Annotated in this window: 19 protein-coding genes; 7 read left to right on the top strand and 12 right to left on the bottom strand. The window is 65.1% G+C overall.

Annotation, left to right across the window (positions count from 1 at the left end; all coding sequences use genetic code 11):
* Positions 1 to 19 precede the first annotated feature (19 nt).
* On the bottom strand, positions 20 to 430 hold the full coding sequence (locus ACVMB0_RS17105; protein WP_461347047.1) for a DOPA 4,5-dioxygenase family protein: 411 nt from the start codon (positions 428 to 430) through the stop codon (positions 20 to 22).
* A 26-nt stretch (positions 431 to 456) separates the two neighbouring features.
* On the bottom strand, positions 457 to 1,077 hold the full coding sequence (locus ACVMB0_RS17100; protein WP_461347046.1) for a class I SAM-dependent methyltransferase: 621 nt from the start codon (positions 1,075 to 1,077) through the stop codon (positions 457 to 459).
* A 62-nt stretch (positions 1,078 to 1,139) separates the two neighbouring features.
* On the opposite strand from ACVMB0_RS17100, the gene ACVMB0_RS17095 reads away from it, so the two are divergent.
* Positions 1,140 to 1,964, top strand: a complete 825-nt coding sequence (locus ACVMB0_RS17095; protein WP_461347045.1) for a hypothetical protein — start codon at positions 1,140 to 1,142, stop codon at positions 1,962 to 1,964.
* Between the two features lie 268 nt (positions 1,965 to 2,232).
* On the top strand, positions 2,233 to 3,453 hold the full coding sequence (locus tag ACVMB0_RS17090) for a serine hydrolase domain-containing protein (RefSeq protein ID WP_461347044.1): 1,221 nt from the start codon (positions 2,233 to 2,235) through the stop codon (positions 3,451 to 3,453).
* Between the two features lie 195 nt (positions 3,454 to 3,648).
* Here the strand turns inward: ACVMB0_RS17090 and ACVMB0_RS17085 are convergent, their stop codons facing one another.
* Positions 3,649 to 4,296, bottom strand: a complete 648-nt coding sequence (locus ACVMB0_RS17085; protein WP_456749743.1) for a PilZ domain-containing protein — start codon at positions 4,294 to 4,296, stop codon at positions 3,649 to 3,651.
* A 376-nt stretch (positions 4,297 to 4,672) separates the two neighbouring features.
* On the opposite strand from ACVMB0_RS17085, the gene ACVMB0_RS17080 reads away from it, so the two are divergent.
* Positions 4,673 to 5,485: an enoyl-CoA hydratase gene (locus tag ACVMB0_RS17080; protein WP_461347043.1), complete on the top strand. Its 813-nt coding sequence runs from the start codon at positions 4,673 to 4,675 to the stop codon at positions 5,483 to 5,485.
* Positions 5,486 to 5,697: 212 nt separating this feature from the next.
* On the opposite strand, the gene ACVMB0_RS17075 is transcribed toward ACVMB0_RS17080, so the two are convergent.
* Positions 5,698 to 6,480 (bottom strand): SDR family NAD(P)-dependent oxidoreductase, encoded by a 783-nt coding sequence (locus ACVMB0_RS17075; protein ID WP_461347042.1) that lies wholly within the window; start codon positions 6,478 to 6,480, stop codon positions 5,698 to 5,700.
* A 345-nt stretch (positions 6,481 to 6,825) separates the two neighbouring features.
* On the opposite strand from ACVMB0_RS17075, the gene ACVMB0_RS17070 reads away from it, so the two are divergent.
* Positions 6,826 to 8,289: an MmgE/PrpD family protein gene (locus tag ACVMB0_RS17070; RefSeq protein WP_461347041.1), complete on the top strand. Its 1,464-nt coding sequence runs from the start codon at positions 6,826 to 6,828 to the stop codon at positions 8,287 to 8,289.
* A 25-nt stretch (positions 8,290 to 8,314) separates the two neighbouring features.
* Here the strand turns inward: ACVMB0_RS17070 and ACVMB0_RS17065 are convergent, their stop codons facing one another.
* The 6 genes from ACVMB0_RS17065 to ACVMB0_RS17040 form a co-directional block, all read right to left on the bottom strand.
* A complete protein-coding gene (locus ACVMB0_RS17065) occupies positions 8,315 to 9,253 on the bottom strand; it encodes a DUF1932 domain-containing protein (protein ID WP_461349669.1) in 939 nt (312 codons plus the stop codon).
* A gap of 5 nt (positions 9,254 to 9,258) precedes the next feature.
* Positions 9,259 to 10,128 (bottom strand): ABC transporter substrate-binding protein, encoded by an 870-nt coding sequence (locus ACVMB0_RS17060; RefSeq protein ID WP_461347040.1) that lies wholly within the window; start codon positions 10,126 to 10,128, stop codon positions 9,259 to 9,261.
* Between the two features lie 19 nt (positions 10,129 to 10,147).
* Positions 10,148 to 10,825 carry a TetR/AcrR family transcriptional regulator gene (locus ACVMB0_RS17055; protein WP_461349668.1) on the bottom strand — a complete coding sequence of 226 codons (678 nt, stop codon included), beginning with the start codon at positions 10,823 to 10,825 and terminating at the stop codon, positions 10,148 to 10,150.
* A 131-nt stretch (positions 10,826 to 10,956) separates the two neighbouring features.
* The gene (locus ACVMB0_RS17050; RefSeq protein ID WP_461349667.1) at positions 10,957 to 11,835 is read right to left on the bottom strand and encodes an SMP-30/gluconolactonase/LRE family protein; all 879 of its coding nucleotides are present in this window, start codon (positions 11,833 to 11,835) and stop codon (positions 10,957 to 10,959) included.
* A 35-nt stretch (positions 11,836 to 11,870) separates the two neighbouring features.
* The gene (locus tag ACVMB0_RS17045; protein WP_461347039.1) at positions 11,871 to 12,941 is read right to left on the bottom strand and encodes an aldose epimerase family protein; all 1,071 of its coding nucleotides are present in this window, start codon (positions 12,939 to 12,941) and stop codon (positions 11,871 to 11,873) included.
* 2 nt (positions 12,942 to 12,943) lie between these two features.
* Positions 12,944 to 13,873 (bottom strand): Gfo/Idh/MocA family protein, encoded by a 930-nt coding sequence (locus ACVMB0_RS17040; RefSeq protein WP_461347038.1) that lies wholly within the window; start codon positions 13,871 to 13,873, stop codon positions 12,944 to 12,946.
* Between the two features lie 218 nt (positions 13,874 to 14,091).
* Here ACVMB0_RS17040 and ACVMB0_RS17035 point away from each other — a divergent pair, with 218 nt between their 5' ends.
* Positions 14,092 to 14,703: a TetR/AcrR family transcriptional regulator gene (locus ACVMB0_RS17035; protein WP_461347037.1), complete on the top strand. Its 612-nt coding sequence runs from the start codon at positions 14,092 to 14,094 to the stop codon at positions 14,701 to 14,703.
* 4 nt (positions 14,704 to 14,707) lie between these two features.
* On the opposite strand, the gene ACVMB0_RS17030 is transcribed toward ACVMB0_RS17035, so the two are convergent.
* Positions 14,708 to 15,652 (bottom strand): fatty acid desaturase, encoded by a 945-nt coding sequence (locus ACVMB0_RS17030; RefSeq protein WP_461347036.1) that lies wholly within the window; start codon positions 15,650 to 15,652, stop codon positions 14,708 to 14,710.
* Between the two features lie 14 nt (positions 15,653 to 15,666).
* On the bottom strand, positions 15,667 to 16,698 hold the full coding sequence (locus ACVMB0_RS17025) for an alpha/beta fold hydrolase (protein ID WP_461347035.1): 1,032 nt from the start codon (positions 16,696 to 16,698) through the stop codon (positions 15,667 to 15,669).
* 306 nt (positions 16,699 to 17,004) lie between these two features.
* Here ACVMB0_RS17025 and ACVMB0_RS17020 point away from each other — a divergent pair, with 306 nt between their 5' ends.
* Together ACVMB0_RS17020 and ACVMB0_RS17015 are read left to right on the top strand one after the other, a co-directional pair.
* Positions 17,005 to 18,342, top strand: a complete 1,338-nt coding sequence (locus tag ACVMB0_RS17020) for an MFS transporter (protein ID WP_461347034.1) — start codon at positions 17,005 to 17,007, stop codon at positions 18,340 to 18,342.
* A gap of 236 nt (positions 18,343 to 18,578) precedes the next feature.
* On the top strand, positions 18,579 to 19,484 hold the full coding sequence (locus ACVMB0_RS17015; RefSeq protein WP_456749755.1) for a LysR family transcriptional regulator: 906 nt from the start codon (positions 18,579 to 18,581) through the stop codon (positions 19,482 to 19,484).
* Positions 19,485 to 19,551 lie beyond the last annotated feature (67 nt).

The following is a 19,551-nucleotide window of genomic DNA, read 5'->3' as shown; positions in this document are numbered from 1 at the left end:
GCGATCCGGTCGATAAGGCTCAGGGACGCAATGTCGGCTGCGTGTTCGGCGCCGGCGCCTGCTCCATCTCGGCCTCTTCGGGCAGCTTGTCGGCATGGACCGCCAGCGGCGCGCCGATCCAGAGCGGATCGCCGCGATGATCGCGGCGCGGATTGGTGGTGTTGGGGTGGACCAGGATGCTCAGGCTGCCATGGTTGAGCATCAGCCACGGCACCAGGGTCGGAAACAGCTCGGCCGCGAACGCCACCTGGTACATCGCCTGGTCGTGCGGGCCGACCTTGACGTCATGCCAGCGCCCGAGCGTGACCAGGAAGCGCTCGCCCAGCCAGTTACGCAGCCGTTCCGCTTCGCCGCGGCTGGTGGCCGGATCGTAATAGACATGGGCGTGGTAGCTCGCGATCTCGCCGATCGTGCGTGGCGCGTCCGTCATCTCATCTCTCCTCCTTCGGCGGCCGGTCACGTCCGCCGCAGCACACTGAATTGGAACGACTGCGTCGCGCCCCACGGCGTGACGTGCCGGTGCGCCTCATGCGCGATCACTTCGAATGCCGGTCCGACGATCCGGCTGAGCGTGGTCGGATCATAGCGCTGCACCGGCAGGCCGCTGCATTTTTGCGGACCGTCCAGCGCAAAGGTGCCGATCACGGCGTGGCCGCCGGCCGTGACGCCACGATGCAGTCTCTCCAGATAGGCCGCGCGCTCCGTTTCCTCGACCAGAAAATGAAACGCCGCACGATCGTGCCAGATGTCGAACGCCTGCGGCGGCTGCCAGACCGTCGCATCGCCGGCGATCCAGCGCACCGCGTCGCCTGCCGCGCCGATCCGTTCCCGGGCGCTCGCCAGCGCCGCTTCCGAGAGGTCGAGCACCGTCAGATCGTGGAAGCCGCGCACAAGCAGCGCATCGACGAGGCGCGAGGCCCCGCCGCCGACATCGATGATCGACGCGTCGCGGCTGGGTGCGACCGATTCGATCAGGCGCAGCGATGGCTGCGGATCGGCCTGCGACCAGCTCACCTGCTGCTCACCCTTGGTCAGGTAGACGGTCTGCCAATGCGATTGGCGGTCAGAAGCAGTCATTGGCGATCGGTCCCGAAGGCGTGACAAAACCTGCATTGCACACGAATAACCCTGAGCTAGGCATGGCGGTTTCCCACGTCAACCGGCAGCGCGGGCGCGGTCCCGTCACCGCAAATGCCGCATTTGCTTCGTCGCATTTTCCATCTAACCTGACGGACAAGGTTGAGATCGGGGCGCCCGGGATGGCCAATTTCGGCTGGACACGCGTCAACAAGCCTGTACAAGCGGAGGATGCCGCCAGCGACCTGCGCGGCCTGACCGATCCATCGGCGTTTCTCGCCGCGCTCGACAAGGTGGTGCCGCGCTATCTCGATCTTTCCGACAACGGCGTGCTGGTCTATCCGGCCTGCAAGCGCAAGCCCGGCGACCTGCTCGGCGACAGCAGGGCGATCTGGGAGCACACCCGGCTCGAAGCGATGCGTTACGTACCGATGGTGCCGCGGCAGGACAACTCGCTACTGATCGATCCGGCCCGTCAACCCGAGATGATCGACGCGTTCCTGCGCCAGCGCGCGCACGACAAGACCGTCGTCGATTTCACCGGCACCACGATCGAGGACTACGGGATTGCGATCTACGCGGCACTGAACTGGCTGAACCATTGCGGCACCATCGTGGGGGCCGATCCGCAAAAATTTTCCGGCACGCTGCGCAGCTTCCGCAAGGTCATGGTCGTTGCCCGGCAGTGGTGGGCGCTCGACGGCGCGGCGGAACGTTGCCGGCAGATGCTGGAGGCGCGTGAGCGGCCGCCGCTGGTGTTCTTCCTGCTGTGGGCCGAATGCACCAATCTTGCCCGCGAGATCGCGATCGCGGCGACAGGTAGCGCAGCAACGGAAGACAGCATCGCGCGGATGCGCGCGGCCGACGATCCGGAAGAGCTGACGTAGCGCGCGGAACGGACGCGCTGGCCGCAGGCTAAGGTGAGCGCCCCTAAATCCTGTCCGCGTTCGAGACTTAAAAAAGCGGACTCGCGGTCCGACCACAGGAACGTCGCCTTCCCTAAGCAGACATAGATGCATGGTCGTTCGGCACGAAACCGCGTACGTTCGGCGGCAGGAAGGGGGAGCCATGATAAGTCCTTCAAAGTCCGATACCGGCGCCGGGAAAGCACTCTCACGACGCCCTGTCCTGACTGGACTGGCGGCAACTTGCGTTGTGGCATCGGCGAATTGGAGTTGGGCTGCCGAAATCGGTGGTGATCCGTCTTTTTCCGCTGATGGCCCGGACGCCGAACTTTACGGGGCGACCGAGAACTACCCGATCAAGGACCGGTGGCGGATCTACCAGCCCGGCAATCCGGCGCCAAAATATCGCGTCGGCGCATTCAGTCATTACGACGAGATATTCCCGACGCGTCAAGTCGATCGCGCGGCCACGGCCTGGCCCTTCAAGCGAACGCCTGCGGATGTCAGCTACCAGTACAAGGGGAATCGCACTTCGCTTGTGGATTATCTGGCGCGCAATCCGGTGACGGGCCTGTTGATCGCCAAGGACGATCGGATTCTGGTCGAGCACTATCAGTACGGCCGCACCGATCGAGACCGCCTGATATCGCAGTCGATGGCAAAATCCATCACCGGCATGCTGATAGGGATCGCGACCGCGGAAGGCGCGATCAAGTCGATCGACGATGCTGCCGAGACCTATGTTCCCGGCTTGAAAGGCACGGAATACGGTGCAACGCCGATCCGCGCGCTGCTGCACATGTCGTCTGGCGTGAAGTTCGGTGAAGAGAACGACGAAGCGAAAGGCAGCGGAGACGACCTCGATCGCCTGTGGGACGACATGGTGCGCAAGCACTGGACCCAAAAAGGCACCGTTGCCAGCATTGCACAATTCAACCAACGGATCGCGCCGCCGGGGACGCGATTCCATTACTCCAGCATCGAGACGGATGTGCTTGGTCTCGTGCTGCGTTACGCAACCGGTCAATCAATGTGCGGCTATCTCCAGGAAAAAGTCTGGCAGCCGATTGGCACTGAAGCTGATGCCAAATGGCTGATTGATGCGGAAGGCTATGAGGTAGCGCACGGGTTCTTCAATGCGGTACTGCGCGACTACGCGCGGCTCGCCCGTCTGCTGGCCCACGACGGAGCGTGGGAGAGCAAACAGATCATACCTACACAGTGGATGATCGATGCGACCACGGTGCGCGCCTCCGAGCCGTATCTGGCAAAGGCCGAAGGAGGGTTCGGGTACGGCTATCAGGTCTACCTGTTTCCCGGCAGCAGACGACAATTCGCGCTCCTGGGGCACCTCGGTCAGCGCATCCTCGTTGATCCGCCCTCCAAGCTGGTCATGGTGCAGACCGCCGTCGATGAAAAGTCCCCCGAAATCTGGCGTCTGTGGTCTGCCATGGTCGCGCAGTTCGGGTGACTTGCAGTTCGGCGGCGTGCGATGTGGCCGGCAGGCTGCGGGCTAACAAGCGCCCGTGACTCTGCCATTGTCTCGTTGATGTCCGGTTGTGGCCCCTTTGCGGACATTCACCCAGGCGTCGGTGACGTCTGCTTTGGAGGAAAACTCGGACATCGCTATTCCCGCACGCGCGCACGAGATTTGTGAGCACTCGCCCTAGGCAACGGAGTCCGCGTCGGACACCAGCAGCTCCTTGGACTTGCGCGCGATCAGGCGCGCCAGTTCGTTCTGCTTGTAGGTCTCGACGAACTTGATGGCGAAGCCGTTCGGCAGATGCCGGACCACGCGTCCGACGCAGGCGCCGATCGCAAGCGGCATGCCGACCGGCGGCTGTACCTCCGAGGATACCGCCGCGCCCGACAGCGACATGTCGATGATGAAGCAGCTCTGCATGGTGCCATCCGCCAAGGTCAGCATGGCGTGCGGGGCGGCCGGAACGAAACGCGGATTGTTGCGCGCCTCGCGGACGCTCGGATCCTTCTGCTTCTTCTCGATCCAGGTCAGCTTGTCGGCGAACTTCTCCCGCATCGCATGCGTCATCTCGAGCTCGAGCAGGAAGCTGCCGCTCATCGTGTCGGTGATGCAGCCCTCGAACTTGCCGAACTCCTCGAAGTAAGAGGTCAGCCGGTCGCCGATCTTGCCGACCACGGGCACGTCCACGATCATGCGGAACGGCGAGACGCGCGTGGTGCGGCAGGCGAAGGTGCGCAATTTGCCCTGCGCATCGTACCAGTTCGGCAGCGTATAGCTGCCGTTGACCGTGATTCTGACACCGCGTTGCTTGAGAAACTTTTCGACGGACACGACTGGACCTCGCCCGAGGCGATCTGAGTGCACGGAGGTCGGGGTTGACCGGCGTCCCTGCCGGTCCGGAGGTGGGACATCCGCTACCGACGCGATGGCAGCGGGGAGGCTGTGGCACGCGCCCCCGCGCGCCGCGGGGTGATCCCTGCGCGCAGGTGCGTATATTCGTACCGTCGAAAAGCTAGGAAAACGTTAAGCCGGCACGCAACGCGGGTGGCGCACTCTATGGCGCAACCCTTTCTCGACAGTTTATTTTGCGAGCCGTACAACTACCGGAAGAATTGCCGCACGCCGGTGCAATCGCGCCGTGCCCTAAACCGCCTGCTCCGGCGCGGGGCCGGGTGCTAGCCTTGACTGAAATCGGACCGGATCCTCCATGCCAAACACCTCAGATCGATCGCTCGCCGACGGCAAGATCCTGCAAAGCGTGGTCGACGGCGTCGGCGTCATCACCTTCAACAATCCCGACAAGCGCAATGCGATGTCGCTGGAGATGTGGGAGGGACTCGGCGAGGCGCTGACCGCCTTGCGCGATGATCCGGCCGTCCGCGTCGTGATCCTGGTCGGCGCCGGCGACAAGGCGTTCGTATCGGGCGCCGATATCAGCCAGTTCGAGAAGACCAGGCACAATGCCGCGGCTTCCGAGGACTATTCACGGCGCAGCGCCGCCCAGCGCGCCTTGCTCGCCGACTATCCGAAGCCGACGATCGCCTGCATCCGCGGCTTCTGCCTCGGCGGCGGCATGCAGGTCGCGATGCTGACCGATATCCGCATCTCCGGCTCAAGCGGCCAGTTCGGCATTCCCGCCGCCAAGCTCGGCATCGCCTACGGTTATGACGGGCTGCGCCATCTGGTGTCGCTGGTCGGGCCGTCCTGGGCGCGGCTGATCATGTATACCGGCATGCGGATCGACTCCGCGGAAGCGCTGCGGATCGGCCTCGTCGACCGCGTGCTGCCCGATGCCGAACTGTGGGATGCGACCATGGAGATCGCGCGCACCATTTCAGCCAACGCCCCGCTGGCGATCAAGGCCGCCAAGATCACCATCGCGCAGGTGCTGAAGGATCCCGCCGACCGCGACATGGCCGCGATCAGGCAGATCGGCATCGACTGCATGGACAGCGCCGACTTCCGCGAAGGCCGCAACGCCTTCATGGAAAAGCGCAAGCCGAAGTTCGAGGGCCGGTAACGGTGCCCTCATCCGCTCGTCATTCCGGGGCTCGCGAAGCGAGAGCCCGGAATCCATTCCACCACAATTGATGCAGCGCGATGGATTCCGGGCTCGTGCTTCGCACGCCCCGGAATGACGAAGGGAGACGATGCTCAACCTGATCGAACGCCGGCAACCGGCTACCGGCGGCTCCTTTGCATGGGGTTGTTCTTCGATATTTTGGCAGCGCCCTACTTCTTGTCGGTGACCGGCACCGTGTAGTTGAGGATCAACCGGCCGCCGTCCGGATAGATGGTCTGGCCGGTGATGTACGAGGCATCGTCGCTGGCGAGGAAGGCCACGACGGAGGCGACCTCGCTCGGCTCGCCGCAGCGGCCGGCAGGCGTCCGCGACAGCACGCTGCGCCGCGCGTCCTCCGACGAGAAGATCGCGGTTGCCACCATCTCGGTCAGGATCGTGCCGGGCCCGACCGCCACGACGCGGATGCCGTGCGGCGCCAGCGCCACCGCGGCGACCGACGTGAGCTGCTTCATCGCGCCCTTGGACATCGCATAGGTCGCGAGCGAGGGGATCGCGAGCAGCGCGTTGACCGAGGACATGTTGACCACGACGCCGCCACCGCCCTGCGCGATCATCTGGCGCGCCGCGGCCTGGACGCCGAAGAACGCGCCCTTGAGGTTGATCCCCATCACATCGTCGAACTCGGCCTCGCTGATGTCGAGGAAGTCGCGGTTGCGCGCGACGCCGGCATTGTTGACCATGACGTCGAGCCGGCCGAACTCCTTCACCGCGTGGGCGACGATGCGATCGACATCGGCGCGCTTGCTGACATCGGCCTCGACCGCCCGCAGCCGGTCCTCATGTCCGAGTTCCTGGGCGGCGTGGACCAGCCCGGAAGCATCGACATCGGAGATGACGACCCTGGCACCATCGGACAGGAAACGCGCCGCGCAGGCCTTGCCGATGCCGCGCGACGCACCGGTGATGGCGACGACCTTGCCGGAATTTTTCATGGGCGTGTCTCCAGGAGTTTCGGTTTGCGCGTTCCGTCAGAGCCGCGCGACGCGAGATGCGGTCCGAGCAATAGCCTATTCCGCAGCGTCAGGGAACGCGACGGATTCACCGTGACAAGCGGCGACCAGGGCCGTCATATCACGATTGCATTCGGCAACAATTGCCTGCTTGCGCCACGCCAAACCGGCTGTCAAAAACGACTCCGCCGTCTTCGTCAAGCGGCTGCGCGAGCGAAACAGGCAGCCGTCTTGCACACCTGCTCCCGACCGACATCGCCTGCTACGGTCGGTCCAGGATCGGCTCAAACAGCCGCTTCGATACCCATCTTACTCCGGGAGACCACCATGTCGATCACCGACCGCCGATCGTTGCTGCAGGCTGCGGCCACCATCCCCTTCGTCGCATCGGCGGCAACCGCGGCAGTCGCGCAGACGCCGGCCGCGCCGACCAAGTCCGAGCCCAAGCCCGCGCAGGACGTGACGCGCAAGCTCGCGCATTATCTCGTCGCGGCAAAGTACGACGACTTGCCGGCCAATGTCCGCAAGGAAGGCGTCCGCACGCTGCTGAACTGGGTCGGCGTCGCGATCGGCGGCTCGCATCATCAGACCGTCGACATCGCGGTCTCCGCACTGGCGCCGTTCTCGGGCCCGGCGCAGGCCTCGCTGTTCGGGCGGCGCGAGCGTTTCGACATCATGAACGCCGCCTTTCTCAACGGCGTATCGAGCCACATCTTCGACTACGACGACACTCATTTGAAGACCATCATCCATCCGGCCGGGCCGGTGGCGTCGGCCATCCTCGCGCTGTCGGAGATGCAGCATGTGTCGGGCAAGGACTTCCTCAACGCGCTGGTGCTGGGGGTCGAGACCGAATGCCGGATTGGCAACGCCGTCTATCCCAACCATTACGACGTCGGCTGGCATATCACCGGCACCGCGGGCGTGTTCGGCTCGGCGGCTGCGGTCGGCAAGCTGCTGAACCTCAACGAGCAGCAGATGGTGTGGGCGCTCGGCCTTGCCGCGTCGCAGCCGGTGGGCCTGCGCGAATCCTTCGGCTCGATGAACAAGAGCTTCAATCCGGGCCGCGCCGCATCGAACGGCATCTTCGCCGCGATGCTGGCCGCGAAGAATTTCACCTCCTCAGACAGCATGATCGAAGCCAAGCGCGGCTGGGCCAACACCATCAGCACCAAGCAGGACTACAACGAGATCCTCGGCGACCTCGGCAAGCGCTATGAAGCCGCGCTCAACACCTACAAGCCGTTTGCTTGCGGCATCGTGATGCATCCGGCGATCGACGCCGCGATCCAGCTGCGCAACGAGAACAAACTGACGGCCGACCAGATCGAGCGCATCGATCTCAAGGTACATCCGCTGGTGCTCGAATTGACCGGTAAGAAGACGCCGCGCGAAGGTCTCGAAGGCAAGTTCAGCATCTATCACGCGGTTGCCGTCGCGCTGGTCGAGGGCGCCGGCGGCGAGAAGCAGTTCAGCGACCGCGCGGTGACCGATCCGACCGTCGTCGCGCTGCGGTCGAAGGTGATGCCGGTGATCACGCCGGGCATCGATCCGGCGCAGGTCGACATGACCATCGTGCTCAAGGACGGGCGCACGCTGCACCGCTATATCGAGCATGCCATCGGCAGCGTCGAGGTTCCGATGACCGACAAGCAGCTCGAGACCAAATTCGCCGACCTCGCCGAGGGCATCATTCCGGCGGCAGCGGCCCGACGCGTCATGGACGCGTGCTGGAATGTCGAGAACCTGCCCGACGCGGCCGAGATCGCCAGGCTGTCGGTCTCAACCTGAAGTCCCGCGCGCTGCCGTCCGGCGATCACGCCGTTGTCCTGCGTGATCCCGGATTGACCCGGGCCAGGATCCGATCGGCCTCGGTGCGCCAGTCGGCACTGCGGGCGAAGTCCGGCGTTCCCTTGGCGCCGAACACGCCGTCGTCGGCGAGGTCGGCGACCCAGGCTTGCCGCTCGGCGGTGCCCGACGCCGACCACGGCGTGAGCTGGGCCTCGCGCACGGTCTCCGCCACCTCGCGGACCTCCTCGGCGCGGCGGCGGCCGTGCTCGATCACCCGCTGGAAGAAATAGGCGCCCTGCTTCTCCCAGTCGATGCCCGGAAAGGTCTCCTTGAGCGAGGCGAGCACCGCATCCTCGACGCCATAGGCACGCGCGGTGGTGAAGCACTCGATCACCATCGCCTCCAGCCCCTTGATCATGATGCTGCGACACATCTTCACGGCCGAGGACACGCCGAGCTCGTCACTGGCGACCTTCGCCGCGAAGCCGAGCGCGATCAAGTGCGGCGCGAGCTCCCGCCCGCCGTGGCCGCCGAGCAGCAGCGGCACCTTGATCCGGTACGGCGGCAGCGAGGTCATCACCGCGCCCTCGACATAGCGGCCACCGGCGCCATCGATCTGGGCCGCCGCGCGCTGCTTGGCGCCGGGCGAGGCCGAATTGAAATCGAGAAACCAGGCGCCGTTGCGGATCGCCGGCGCGCAGGCTTCCGCCACCGGCACCGCCTGGCTCGCCGTCACCGCCGAGATGATGAGATCGGCCCGCGCCGCGAGATCGGCATGGGATTGCGCGAGCGCGACGCCGATCTCCGCCGCATGGGCGCGCAGCGGCACGCCTTGCCCGCGGTCGAGCTTGATGTCGTAGGCAAAGACCTTGACGCCTTGCCGGCGCAGGTCTTCGGCCAGGATGCGGCCGACCTCGCCATAGCCGAGCATGCCGACCTGCCATTGCCTCGGATCGCCGGAGATGGTCATCAGTTCAAGTCCCGTGTTGTGTCGTCGAACAGCTCGTCGACCGCGACGCGCCGGGGGATCAGTGCCTGCTGGGCGCAATAGTCGATCATCAATGCGAGCGGCTTGCGGTTGGCCTCGACGCCGAACGGCACCATATCAGGCACGCCGGGCGGCCCGGCCTCGGCCTTGGCGCGCGTCAGGAGATCGTAGAGGCTCTGCACCACATCGGGCCGCGACGTCGCGAGCCGCTCGGTCACCACGACCAGATGATTGACCGGCACGACGCCATGCTGCGCATACCACCGCGCTGCCGCTGCGGCCGGATCGGCGAACAATGGCTTGAGCGCCGGGTCGCTCGAGGTCTCGCCCAGCACGGCGTCGAGCTCGCCGTCCTTCAACATCTGGAGGATGGCTTTGCCTTGCGGCGCGCGTTCGGTGCTGTCGACATATTCGGCGACGTGCGGGTCCTCGAACGTGACCCAGTTGATGCGGTCGAGATTGACGCCATGGTCGTTGGCGAGGATGCCGCGTATCCATGCGCCGGTCGTGGTCGTGAACGAGCGGATGCCGAGCCGCTTGCCTTCGAGATCGGCAGGCGTGAGCGCGCCGCGGTCGGCGCGGCAAAGTGCATGGCCGTGCTGGAAGCGGCCGACCATCGCCGCCGGCAGCAGCACCAGCGGCTTGCCATGGGCGCGCGCCATCAGGTAGGTCACGATCGCCATCTCGCAGACGTCGAACGCCTGTTCGCGCACCATCGGCTTGAACGCGGCATTGGTCGGCGTGAACTCGATGAAATCGAGGTCGAACAGCTCCGAGCGCAGCTCACCATTCTTCACCGCCTGGATGTGCGGGTGATTGCCGAGCACCGTGCGCAGCCGAAGTTTCTCCATGAAGACGAACTCCGCAGGGTCAGGTCAGCGCTCGTCCTGGATTGGCGCTGGCGGCCTTGCGCGGCGCGGGCGCGGCTTGATCGAGCGGCGCGGCCTGCAGTGCGGCGACGGTGGCGCGCACCAGCTGCTCGATGGCATGGCCGGCATCGGTGCCGTCGGCGCTGCCGCGCGACAGCCGCGAGACGCGCTCCGGCGTCACCAGCGTGTAATAGAGCGCGCCGAGCAGGAAGTGGCCGCGCCAGACCAGGTCGGTGCGCGGAACATGCGGCAGACTGTCATTGATCGCGTCGATGAATTCATGGCTGGTGTCGTCGAACGTCTGCGCGATGATCTTGCGCACCACCTCGTTGCCTTCGGCCGACATGATGGCGCGCAGCCGCGTGAACCGCGTGCCGCCGCCGGCGAGATCGCTGCCCGAGGTGAAGGCCGGCAGCACATAGGCGCGCACGATCGCCTCGAGCCGGTCCTGCACATCGCGCACCCGCCGCGCCGCCGCCAGCAGCTCGGAGCGCCGCCGGTTCATCGGGCCGCAATGCCGCCGATAGATTTCCAGCAGCAGGCCGTCCTTGGTCTTGAAGTGATAGGTGACGCTGCCGGGATTGGCGCCGGCCGCCTGCGCGATGTCGCGCACCGAGACGGCGTTGAAGCCGTAGGTCGAGAACAGCTCCTCCGCCGCGGCGAGGATCGCCTCGCGCATGTTCGGCTTGCGGGTGCTGGCGGCGGCCTTCACGTCGGCCTTCTTATCGGGTTTGGCAGGCTTGGGACCATATTTGTACTATCGTCCAAATCATCAGGTCACGTCAACAAGGCGGCCCGCACCCGCTTCCGTCAGGACAGTTTGACGTCAGGCTCGGCACGCCCGCGCGCCGCGGCCTCGAGCAAGAAGGTTTGGCCGTGTCCCGGATCGGACGCGCGCTGCGCCTCGTCCATATCCTGCCAGGCCGAGGTCACCAGCAGGCGTGAAAAATCGCGGCCGACAAAGCAAGGGCAGCTCGACCGCTTCGCCGGCACTTTCAGCGAACGCAAATGGCGGCCGCTCGGATCGTAGGTATCGACGCAGCCGCCGCCCCAGCGTGCGTTCCAGATCAGCCCGTCGGCATCGACGACCGCGCCGTCGAGCCCGCCGACACCGCGATGCCTGATCAATTCGGTTGGCTCGCCCGTCGGCAGTCCGGTTGACGGATCGAGCGGCACGCGATGCAGCACGTTGGTCGCGGTGTCGGCGAAATAGCCGATATCGCCCGCGGGCGAGAAGCAGATCGCATTCGGGATCGTGATCCCGGGATAAAGCCGCGTGATGCGGCCGCGATGCAGCGCGTAGATCGCGCCGGCACCCGGCTCGGCCTGACGCCCCATGGTGCCGAGCCAGAACGTGCCGGACGGATGCACGCGGGCATCGTTGGAGCGCGTCACCGGATTGTCCGCCTCCAGCGCGGCGAACAGTTCGAGGCGGCCATCGGCGACCTGCCGGACATAAAGCCCATCTTCGGTCAGCATCAGCTGTCGTTCGCCGTCGATCCGCGCCAATGCGCTCGCCATGTTCGGCAGCGCGTGAATGACGGTAATGCCGTCGGCAAAACGATGCTCGAACAGGCGCCGCTCGCGGATGTCAAACCACCACGCCGTGTCGGTTGACGCATCATAGGTCGGGCCTTCGCCGAGATGACAGCGCTCGGCCGACAGCACGGATGTAGGCACGTCTTCGATCAACGGTTCGGCGGCACGATCGGTCATGGCGTCACTCACACGGTTGCAAAGCGGTAGACGATGCTGCGCCGATAGATTTGCCCGGGATCGAGCCGCGCCGACGGAAAGTCGGGCCGGTTCGGCGTGTCCGGCCAGGCATGCGGTTCGAGACACAGCGCATCGGATTGCCGGTACAGCCGGTCACCCTTGCCGGCGGTCGAGCCGTCGAGGAAGTTGCCGGAATAGAACTGCAATCCCGGCTGATCGGTGAACATCTCCATCACGCGACCGCTGAGCGGCGCCTCGAGGCGCCCGGCCAGCCGCAGGCCGGTGCCTGACGCCAGGCAGAAATTGTGGTCATAGCCGCGCCCGAGCCGCAGCTGCTCGTCATTCATCCTGATCCGGGCGCCGATCGCGGTGGGTTTGCGGAAATCGAACGGCGTGCCGTCGACCGAGCGCGGCGGCTCCGGTAGCGGGATCGCGGTGGCATCGACCGCGAGGAAATGGTCTGAGGGGATGGTCAGCCGATGATCGAGGATCTGTGCGCCCGAGCGCGCGCCCTCGAGATTGAAGAAGCTGTGATTGGTGAGGTTGACGCAAGTCGGCCGGTCGGTCGTCGCCTCGTAGGTGACCGAAAGCTCCATCGGAGCGCGCACGCGATAGGTCACCCGCGTCGACAGGTTGCCCGGATAGCCCTCCTCGCCATCCGGGCTCTCGCGCTCCAGCACCAATGTCGGGCCCGGTTCATCGGAGAGCTCGACGATCCGCCAGAGCTTGCGATCAAAGCCCTGCGCCCCGCCATGCAGCGCGTTGGGGCCGTTGTTGGCCTCGAGGTTCACCGCCTCCCCATCGAGCACGAAGCGGCCGCCGGCGATCCGGTTGGCATAGCGCCCGATGGTCGCGCCGAAGAATTTGCGCTGCGCGAGATAGCCGTCGAATTCGTCGTGGCCGAGCACGATGTCGTCGCAATGCCCGTCGCGATCGGGCATAAGCAGCGCTTGCAGCGTGGCGCCGAAGGTGAGGATGGCGGCCTCGAAGCCGTGTTTGCCGCGCAGTGTCACGCGCTCGACCACCGTGCCGTCGTGCAGTTTGCCGAAGGGCGCGCGCGCAATGTTGGCTGATGTCATGTTCAGTCCTCGAACGCCTCGACGAAGCGCCGTCGCCCCAGCATGAAGCTATCGGCGACCAGCTGCAAGGGCGCGAGATCGACGTCGGATTTTCCGTCCGATGTCAGCGCGACGAAACGGCGGTACAGCGCGGGATATTCCTCACCCGTGGCATCGACCACCAGCCGGTCGCCGTCGCGCAGCTGCCGTCCGCCTTTCGACAGCGTCACCGGCCCGGCCTCGGTCTCGCACACGATATCCCAGCTCGGCACGCCGGTCTGGCGGAAATCGAACTGGGCATGGACCGGCAGGCCGCTCGGACCGGACAATTCGAGCTCCGCCGCGATCGGCGCCTCGCGATTGGCGGGAAAATCCAGCACCGCACTCCTGACAAAGACCTGATGCGGCAGGATCTCGGTCAGGATCGACAGCGCGTTGATGCCGGGATCGAACACGCCGAAACCGCCCGTCTCGAAGATCCAGGCCTGGCCCGGATGCCAGACGCGCACGTCTTCCCTCCAGACCACGCTCACCTTGCTGATCGCGCGGCCGGCGAGCAATTGCCGCGCCGGCCCGACCGCGGGCGCGTAGCGCGAATGCCATGTCGCGAACAATGTCCTGTTCGCCTCATGCGCGGCCGCGATCAATGGCGTGAGCTCGCCAACCGTCGCGCCCGGCGGCTTCTCCAGCAGCACATGCTTGCCCGCGGCGAGCGCGGTAGTGGCCTGCGCATGCCGCAGCTGTGGCGGCGTGCACAGCGCGACCGCATCGACCTCGGGCCCGTCGCGCAACAACTCCTGCAGATCGCGGAAATGCGGCAGGCCCGGCGGGGTCTTGACCGGATCGACCACCGCGACCAATGCGGCACCTGATGTCTTCGCGATCGCAGGCAGGTGCTGACGGCCGGCGATCTCGCCGAAACCCACGATGGCAATGCGAAGCAGGTCACTCATGGCCGTCCTCGCATTGCTGTCCACCTGTTCGGCCGACACTGCCAGGCAAGAATCACAAGCCAGCGCCGAATATCAACCGCATGATCTGACTTTGGTTGCAAACACGCAAGCCCGGCGCTTCGCTCAAGCACCGGCAATGCTCTCAAACCGGCTGCGATGTCGTGCTATGCTCGACACACCAAACTTTGATTCAAAGACGCAGGACGCAAATCCCGGCCATGGCGAGCGGCAAGGCAGAGACGGAGGACACGGCAACCGGGCGGCGCGGCCGGCCGCGCTCCGCCGCCACCACGGCCGCGATCCTGCAAAGCGCCTATACGCTGATGGCGACCACCGGCCTTGCCGCCACTACCATCGACGCGATCGCCAAACACTCCAACGTCTCGAAGATGACGATCTACAAATGGTGGCCGTCGCGCGAAGCCTTGCTGATCGATGCCTTCCTCGACCAGGCCTCGCGCGCCGTGCCGCTGCCTGCAACGGGTAACCCGGTGGCCCGGATCCGCCGCCATGTCGCAAGCTATGTCGAGGCATTGCAGGGCGAGTTCGGACGGGTGCAGCTTGCGGTGATCTCGGAATGCATCGCGAGGACCGGGACAGCGGAATTATTCTACGAGCGCTACCTTGGCTTCCGCCGCAGCAAGATGCTCGAGATCATTAGCGCCGGCCAGAACGACGGCAGCATCGGCGCACCTGGCGTGCCCGGCGACATCTTTGACGCGATCTATGGCAGCCTGTTCTATCGCTATGTCTTCGGCATCAAGCCGCTCTCGTCGGCTTATGCCCGCAACCTCGTCAACCTGGTGCTGCGTCCGCGCACGGACGCTTGAACACTCAGGCGGAGCGCTGACGACGGAACCAGGCCCAGGTCTCGCGCGTCACGGCGCGGTAATTTCTCCCGCGATGGACGATGTGGCCATCGACGATGGCATTCAGCTTTGGCAGCGCATGAAACGGCACCGTCGGATAGGCGTGATGCTCGACATGGTACGGCATGTTCCAGGCGAACCATTTCATGATCCGGCCGGTCATCGTGGTGCGCGTGTTCTCGAACGCGCTGCGCGTCCGCTCGCAGCCGGTATGCTCGGCATAGAGATAGGGGCGCAGGATGAGCTGCCCGGCCAGCAGCGGCACGAGCCACACCCAAAGCAGGATCGCGCTGTGCAGCGCGAGCGATGCCGCGAGCAGCAGCAGATAGCCGGCGAGATAGAGTCTTGCTTCCCTCACGATCGCGGCGCGCTTGTGCTGCGGAATCCACGGTACGATCACCTCTCCGGTGAGCGCGTGCCGAAACATCAGGCGGATGCGGACCAGCACCTGCAGCAGTCCCGAATAGGCGATCGCGAGCTGGGTGTCGGACGCAGGCTTCGGACCGACGATCAGCTCCGGGTCCTTCTCCGGATCCTGGGTGTAGCGGTGATGGTCCCAGTGGAACAGGCAGTAATACTGGTAGGGCAATCCGATCATGAAGGCCGAAAGATTGCCGACGAAAAGATTGAGCGCCGGACTGCGGAACGCGGTCTTGTGCGCGGTCTCATGCACCACCATGAACAGGAACGCGACGAAGTAACCCTGGATGGCAATCAGCGGCAGCGCCCATCCGAGTCCATAGCGCGATGCGACCAGCCAGATCAGCGTGCCGACGCTCAGGATCATCCCGTAATGGCTTGCTGCGCGCACCGCGCCGGCCAGGTTCGACTTGGTCGACAGGTCGCGCAAGGTCAGCGGGCTGAGCGGCTTCAGGCGGGGTCCGGCATCACTGGTCTCTGCGGTGCTCATGGTGATCTCACATCTCAGCGTTGCAGCAGCGCCGAGATCTCGGCGTTGATGAAGGCGCGGTCTTCGGCGTTGTTGATCGGATTGCCGGCGCGGTGGCCGTGGATCGAGGGGATCGCGTGCAGCGCCGCGGAGCGCGCATTGACCAGTCGGCCGAGCTCAGCCTCGTTGTCGCGCGGGTCGAAATAGCGGTCGGTCCGCCCCGGCATCAGCAGCACATGCGCCTTGATCGCGGCGAGCGCGCGGTCGAAGTCGCCGCCGAATTCATCGCAGCGGCTGATGTCGCCGGCCTGCCAGATCGCGACCTGCGCCAGCAGATCATTGGCATCGCGCCGCGCGAACGCGCCATCCCATGATCCTGCGAGGTAGTCTTCCAATGAGTTGAAGCCGGCCGCACGCCAGAGTTCCTCGCGATAGAACTCATGCGACATCGCCCAGCCGGCATAGACGCGTCCCATCGCGCGAAGGCCCGCGGTCGGCTTGCCGACGAAGCGGCCGTCCCGGTAGGCGGGATCGGCGGTCAAAGCGGCCTTCACGGCTTCGAGGAACACATAGTTGTACGGCGAGCACCTTGCGCTGCCGCAGACCACGGCTGCACGTTCCACCATGTCGGGATAGCGCGCGGCCCAGTGATAGGCCTGCATGCCGCCCATCGACCAGCCGTAGACCAGCGCGAGCTTGCTCACGCCAAACCGCTCGATCAGCAGCCGCCGCTGGATCGCAATGGCATCGTGATAGGTGAAAGCCGGAAACGGCGCGCCGCCGAGCACTTCGGCCGAATTCGAGGGCGAGGATGACAGGCCGTTGCCGAACAGGTTCGCGATGACGATGAAGTAGCGCGCGGGATCGAGCGCCCCACCCGGCTGCACCAGCCATTCGATGTCATAATGCTGCGCGGAGAACGATGTCGGATACAGGATGACGTTGTCTTTGGCCGCGTTCAGCGTCCCATAGGTCTTGTAGGCGAGCGCAAGTTGCGGAAACACGCCGCCGCCCTGCAAGGTCACTGAACCTGCCTCGAACACCTCATAGTCGCGTGGCGTGGTCATGCAGATTCGACCTCGGTCAGCTCGGCGCGACGCTGCGCCCTCAATAACTGTACTACAAGTACATTAATTGACTGCCGCTGGCAAGGCGTCATCTGAGGTGCGAGCTCTGCGATCCGACCGCTTCGCATAGCGAAGCCTCGAAGGATGGGCCGCGAACGCCTATGGCGCGCATCCAAACGCGGCAAAGGTGGAATGACACCGGGCCGATCCATTCAAAATCGGTATGGATCAATACCCGTTTCGGCTTGGACCCATTGTCGTCATCTCTCTAGGACAGACCCTGAGGAAATTTCCAAGGAGGCGCGAATGAGCGCAATTGTGTCCGCCACCGACGTGCGGCGATCCCGCGTCCGGCTGTTGATCGTGACGATGCTGTTTCTCGTCACCACCGTGAACTATGCCGACCGCGCCACGCTCTCGATCGCCGGCCCCGCCCTCTCCAAGGAACTGCATCTCGATCCCGTCGCGATGGGCTACGTGTTCTCGGCGTTCGGCTGGTCCTATGTAATCGCACAGGTGCCGTGCGGCTGGCTCCTCGACCGCTTCGGCTCCAAATGGGTGTATGCCATCGGCATCATCGTCTGGTCGATCTTCACCGCGATGCAGGGCCTGGTCGGGTTCCTCTCCGCCGGCGCGGCCGTGGTGCTGCTGTTCGGTCTGCGCTTCCTGGTCGGCATCGCCGAGGCGCCGTCGTTTCCGGCCAATGCCCGCATCGTCGCCTCCTGGTTCCCCGGCAATGAGCGCGGCACCGCATCGGCCTTCTTCAATTCCGGGCAGTATTTCGCCACCGTGATCTTCGCTCCGCTGATGGGCTGGATCGCGCACGCATATGGCTGGAGCCACGTCTTCTACGTGATGGGTGGGCTCGGCATCGTCATGGGAATCGTCTGGATCAAGACGATCTACGAGCCGAAGGACCATCCCGGGATCAACGAGGCCGAATTCGACTACATCAAAGAGGGCGGCGCACTGGTCGACATGGATGCGGCGAAGGCCGGCAAGACGCAGGACTCTGGCCCGAGTTGGGACCACATCCGCCAGCTGCTCGCCAACCGCATGATGCTCGGCGTCTATATCGGCCAGTACTGCATCAACACACTGACCTATTTCTTCCTGACCTGGTTCCCGGTCTATCTGGTGAAGGAGCGCGGGCTCTCGATCCTGCAAGCCGGCTTCATCGCGACCTTGCCGGCGCTGTGCGGCTTCGTCGGCGGCGTGCTCGGCGGGGTGATCTCGGACTACCTGCTGCGCCGCACCGGCTCGCTGACCATGGCGCGCAAGATCCCGATCGTCGGCGGCATGTTGCTGTCGATGGCGATCATCGCCTGCAACTACGTCGACAGCCAGGCGCTGGTGGTCGGCTTCATGGCGCTCGCCTTCTTCGGCAAGGGCATCGGCGCGCTCGGCTGGGCCGTGGTCTCCGACACCTCGCCGAAGGAAGCCGGCGGCGTCTCCGGCGGCTTGTTCAACACCTTCGGCAATCTGTCCTCGATCACCACGCCGATCATCATCGGCTACATCCTCGCCGCCACCGGCTCGTTCAACGGCGCGCTGGTGTTCGTCGGCGCCAACGCGCTGGTCGCGGCGATCGCCTATCTGTTCATCGTCGGCGAGATCAAGCGGGTGCAGCTGAAGGCGGCCTGAGCAAGGCCGCCCATGTCTATCGCCCCGTCATTGCGAGGAGCGACAGCGACGAAGCAATCCATGCTTCGGCATATGCCGCGCGATGGATTGCTTCGCTTCGCTCGCAATGACGGGGATGGAGTTCGGCACAAACCCAAAACGGCGGCTTCGGCCGCCGTCTTTGTCTTCTTGGCCAGTGGGAGGCATCGATGCTAGAACGGACAAATCCCAAGGCGATCCATTCCAGGCCAGCATCGATGTTCGACCTGAACCAGCTCCGCTGTTTCGTCACGGTGGCCGAGGAATTGCACTTCGGCCGCGCCGCCACGCGGCTCAACATGACGCAGCCGCCGCTGAGCCGGCAGATCCAGGTGCTGGAACACATCATCGATGCGCCGCTCCTGGAGCGCACCAGCCGCTCGGTGCGGCTGACGCCGGCAGGCCGCAGCTTCCTGCCGGAGGCGCGGCGGATCCTCAAGCTCGCCGAGTCGGCCTCGCAGGTCGCCCGCCGCATCGCGCTCGGCAAGACCGGCTCGCTCAAGATCGGCTTCACGGCGGCGGCCGCCTACGGCTTCCTGCCCGATTTGATCGCAGCCGCCCGCTCGCGCCTGCCCGAGGTGGATTTCTCGCTGAAGGAGATGGTCTCCGGCGAACAGTTCGAGGCGCTCACGACAGGCCAGATCGATGTCGGCCTGCTGCGTCCGCCGATCGCACGGCCGGAATTCGCCAGCCGGCGCGTCGTGGCCGAGCCGCTGCTGGCCGCGATCCCGAAGAAGCATCCGCTGGCCGCAGCCGAGGCCGTCAGCATCAAGGATTTCGACGACCAGCCCTTCGTGATGTATTCGCCCTACGAGGCGCGCTACTTCCACGATCTCCTGGTGTCGATGTTCACGCGCGCCGACGTGCTGCCGCGCTATGTGCAGCATCTCAGCCAGATCCACTCGATCCTGGCCATGGTGCGCGCCGGGCTCGGCATCGCGATCGTGCCGGAGGCCGCCGCCAGCCTGAAGATATCTGATGTTCGATTGAAGCCGCTGAAGCTGCGCACGCCGGTCCCGGTCGAGTTGTTCATGGTGTGGCGGCGCGATCACGAGAACCAGCTGCTGCCGTCCCTGATCGAGATCGCAACCGAAATCGCAGCGCCGCAGCTGCGCGGAGATTGATGCAGAGTTGGCATCGCTCGATACCGCGTTTGGCTTGGACGCGCATCGAACCATTCCCTAGAAACTC

The sequence above is a fragment of the Bradyrhizobium sp. USDA 4451 genome, from assembly GCF_054822585.1.
Note: the sequence above shows the minus strand (reverse complement) of the source record. Positions and strands in the feature narration are given on the sequence as shown.

Bases quoted from the DNA above. Each gene is read 5' to 3' on its own strand.
- ACVMB0_RS17105 (WP_461347047.1), bottom strand. From the start codon at position 430: ATGACGGACGCGCCACGCACGATCGGCGAGATCGCGAGCTACCACGCC.
- ACVMB0_RS17100 (WP_461347046.1), bottom strand. From the start codon at position 1,077: ATGACTGCTTCTGACCGCCAATCGCATTGGCAGACCGTCTACCTGACC.
- ACVMB0_RS17095 (WP_461347045.1), top strand. From the start codon at position 1,140: ATGGCGGTTTCCCACGTCAACCGGCAGCGCGGGCGCGGTCCCGTCACC.
- ACVMB0_RS17080 (WP_461347043.1), top strand. From the start codon at position 4,673: ATGCCAAACACCTCAGATCGATCGCTCGCCGACGGCAAGATCCTGCAA.
- ACVMB0_RS17075 (WP_461347042.1), bottom strand. From the start codon at position 6,480: ATGAAAAATTCCGGCAAGGTCGTCGCCATCACCGGTGCGTCGCGCGGC.
- ACVMB0_RS17070 (WP_461347041.1), top strand. From the start codon at position 6,826: ATGTCGATCACCGACCGCCGATCGTTGCTGCAGGCTGCGGCCACCATC.
- ACVMB0_RS17060 (WP_461347040.1), bottom strand. From the start codon at position 10,128: ATGGAGAAACTTCGGCTGCGCACGGTGCTCGGCAATCACCCGCACATC.
- ACVMB0_RS17055 (WP_461349668.1), bottom strand. From the start codon at position 10,825: ATGCGCGAGGCGATCCTCGCCGCGGCGGAGGAGCTGTTCTCGACCTAC.
- ACVMB0_RS17045 (WP_461347039.1), bottom strand. From the start codon at position 12,941: ATGACATCAGCCAACATTGCGCGCGCGCCCTTCGGCAAACTGCACGAC.
- ACVMB0_RS17040 (WP_461347038.1), bottom strand. From the start codon at position 13,873: ATGAGTGACCTGCTTCGCATTGCCATCGTGGGTTTCGGCGAGATCGCC.
- ACVMB0_RS17035 (WP_461347037.1), top strand. From the start codon at position 14,092: ATGGCGAGCGGCAAGGCAGAGACGGAGGACACGGCAACCGGGCGGCGC.
- ACVMB0_RS17030 (WP_461347036.1), bottom strand. From the start codon at position 15,652: ATGAGCACCGCAGAGACCAGTGATGCCGGACCCCGCCTGAAGCCGCTC.
- ACVMB0_RS17025 (WP_461347035.1), bottom strand. From the start codon at position 16,698: ATGACCACGCCACGCGACTATGAGGTGTTCGAGGCAGGTTCAGTGACC.
- ACVMB0_RS17020 (WP_461347034.1), top strand. From the start codon at position 17,005: ATGAGCGCAATTGTGTCCGCCACCGACGTGCGGCGATCCCGCGTCCGG.
- ACVMB0_RS17015 (WP_456749755.1), top strand. From the start codon at position 18,579: ATGTTCGACCTGAACCAGCTCCGCTGTTTCGTCACGGTGGCCGAGGAA.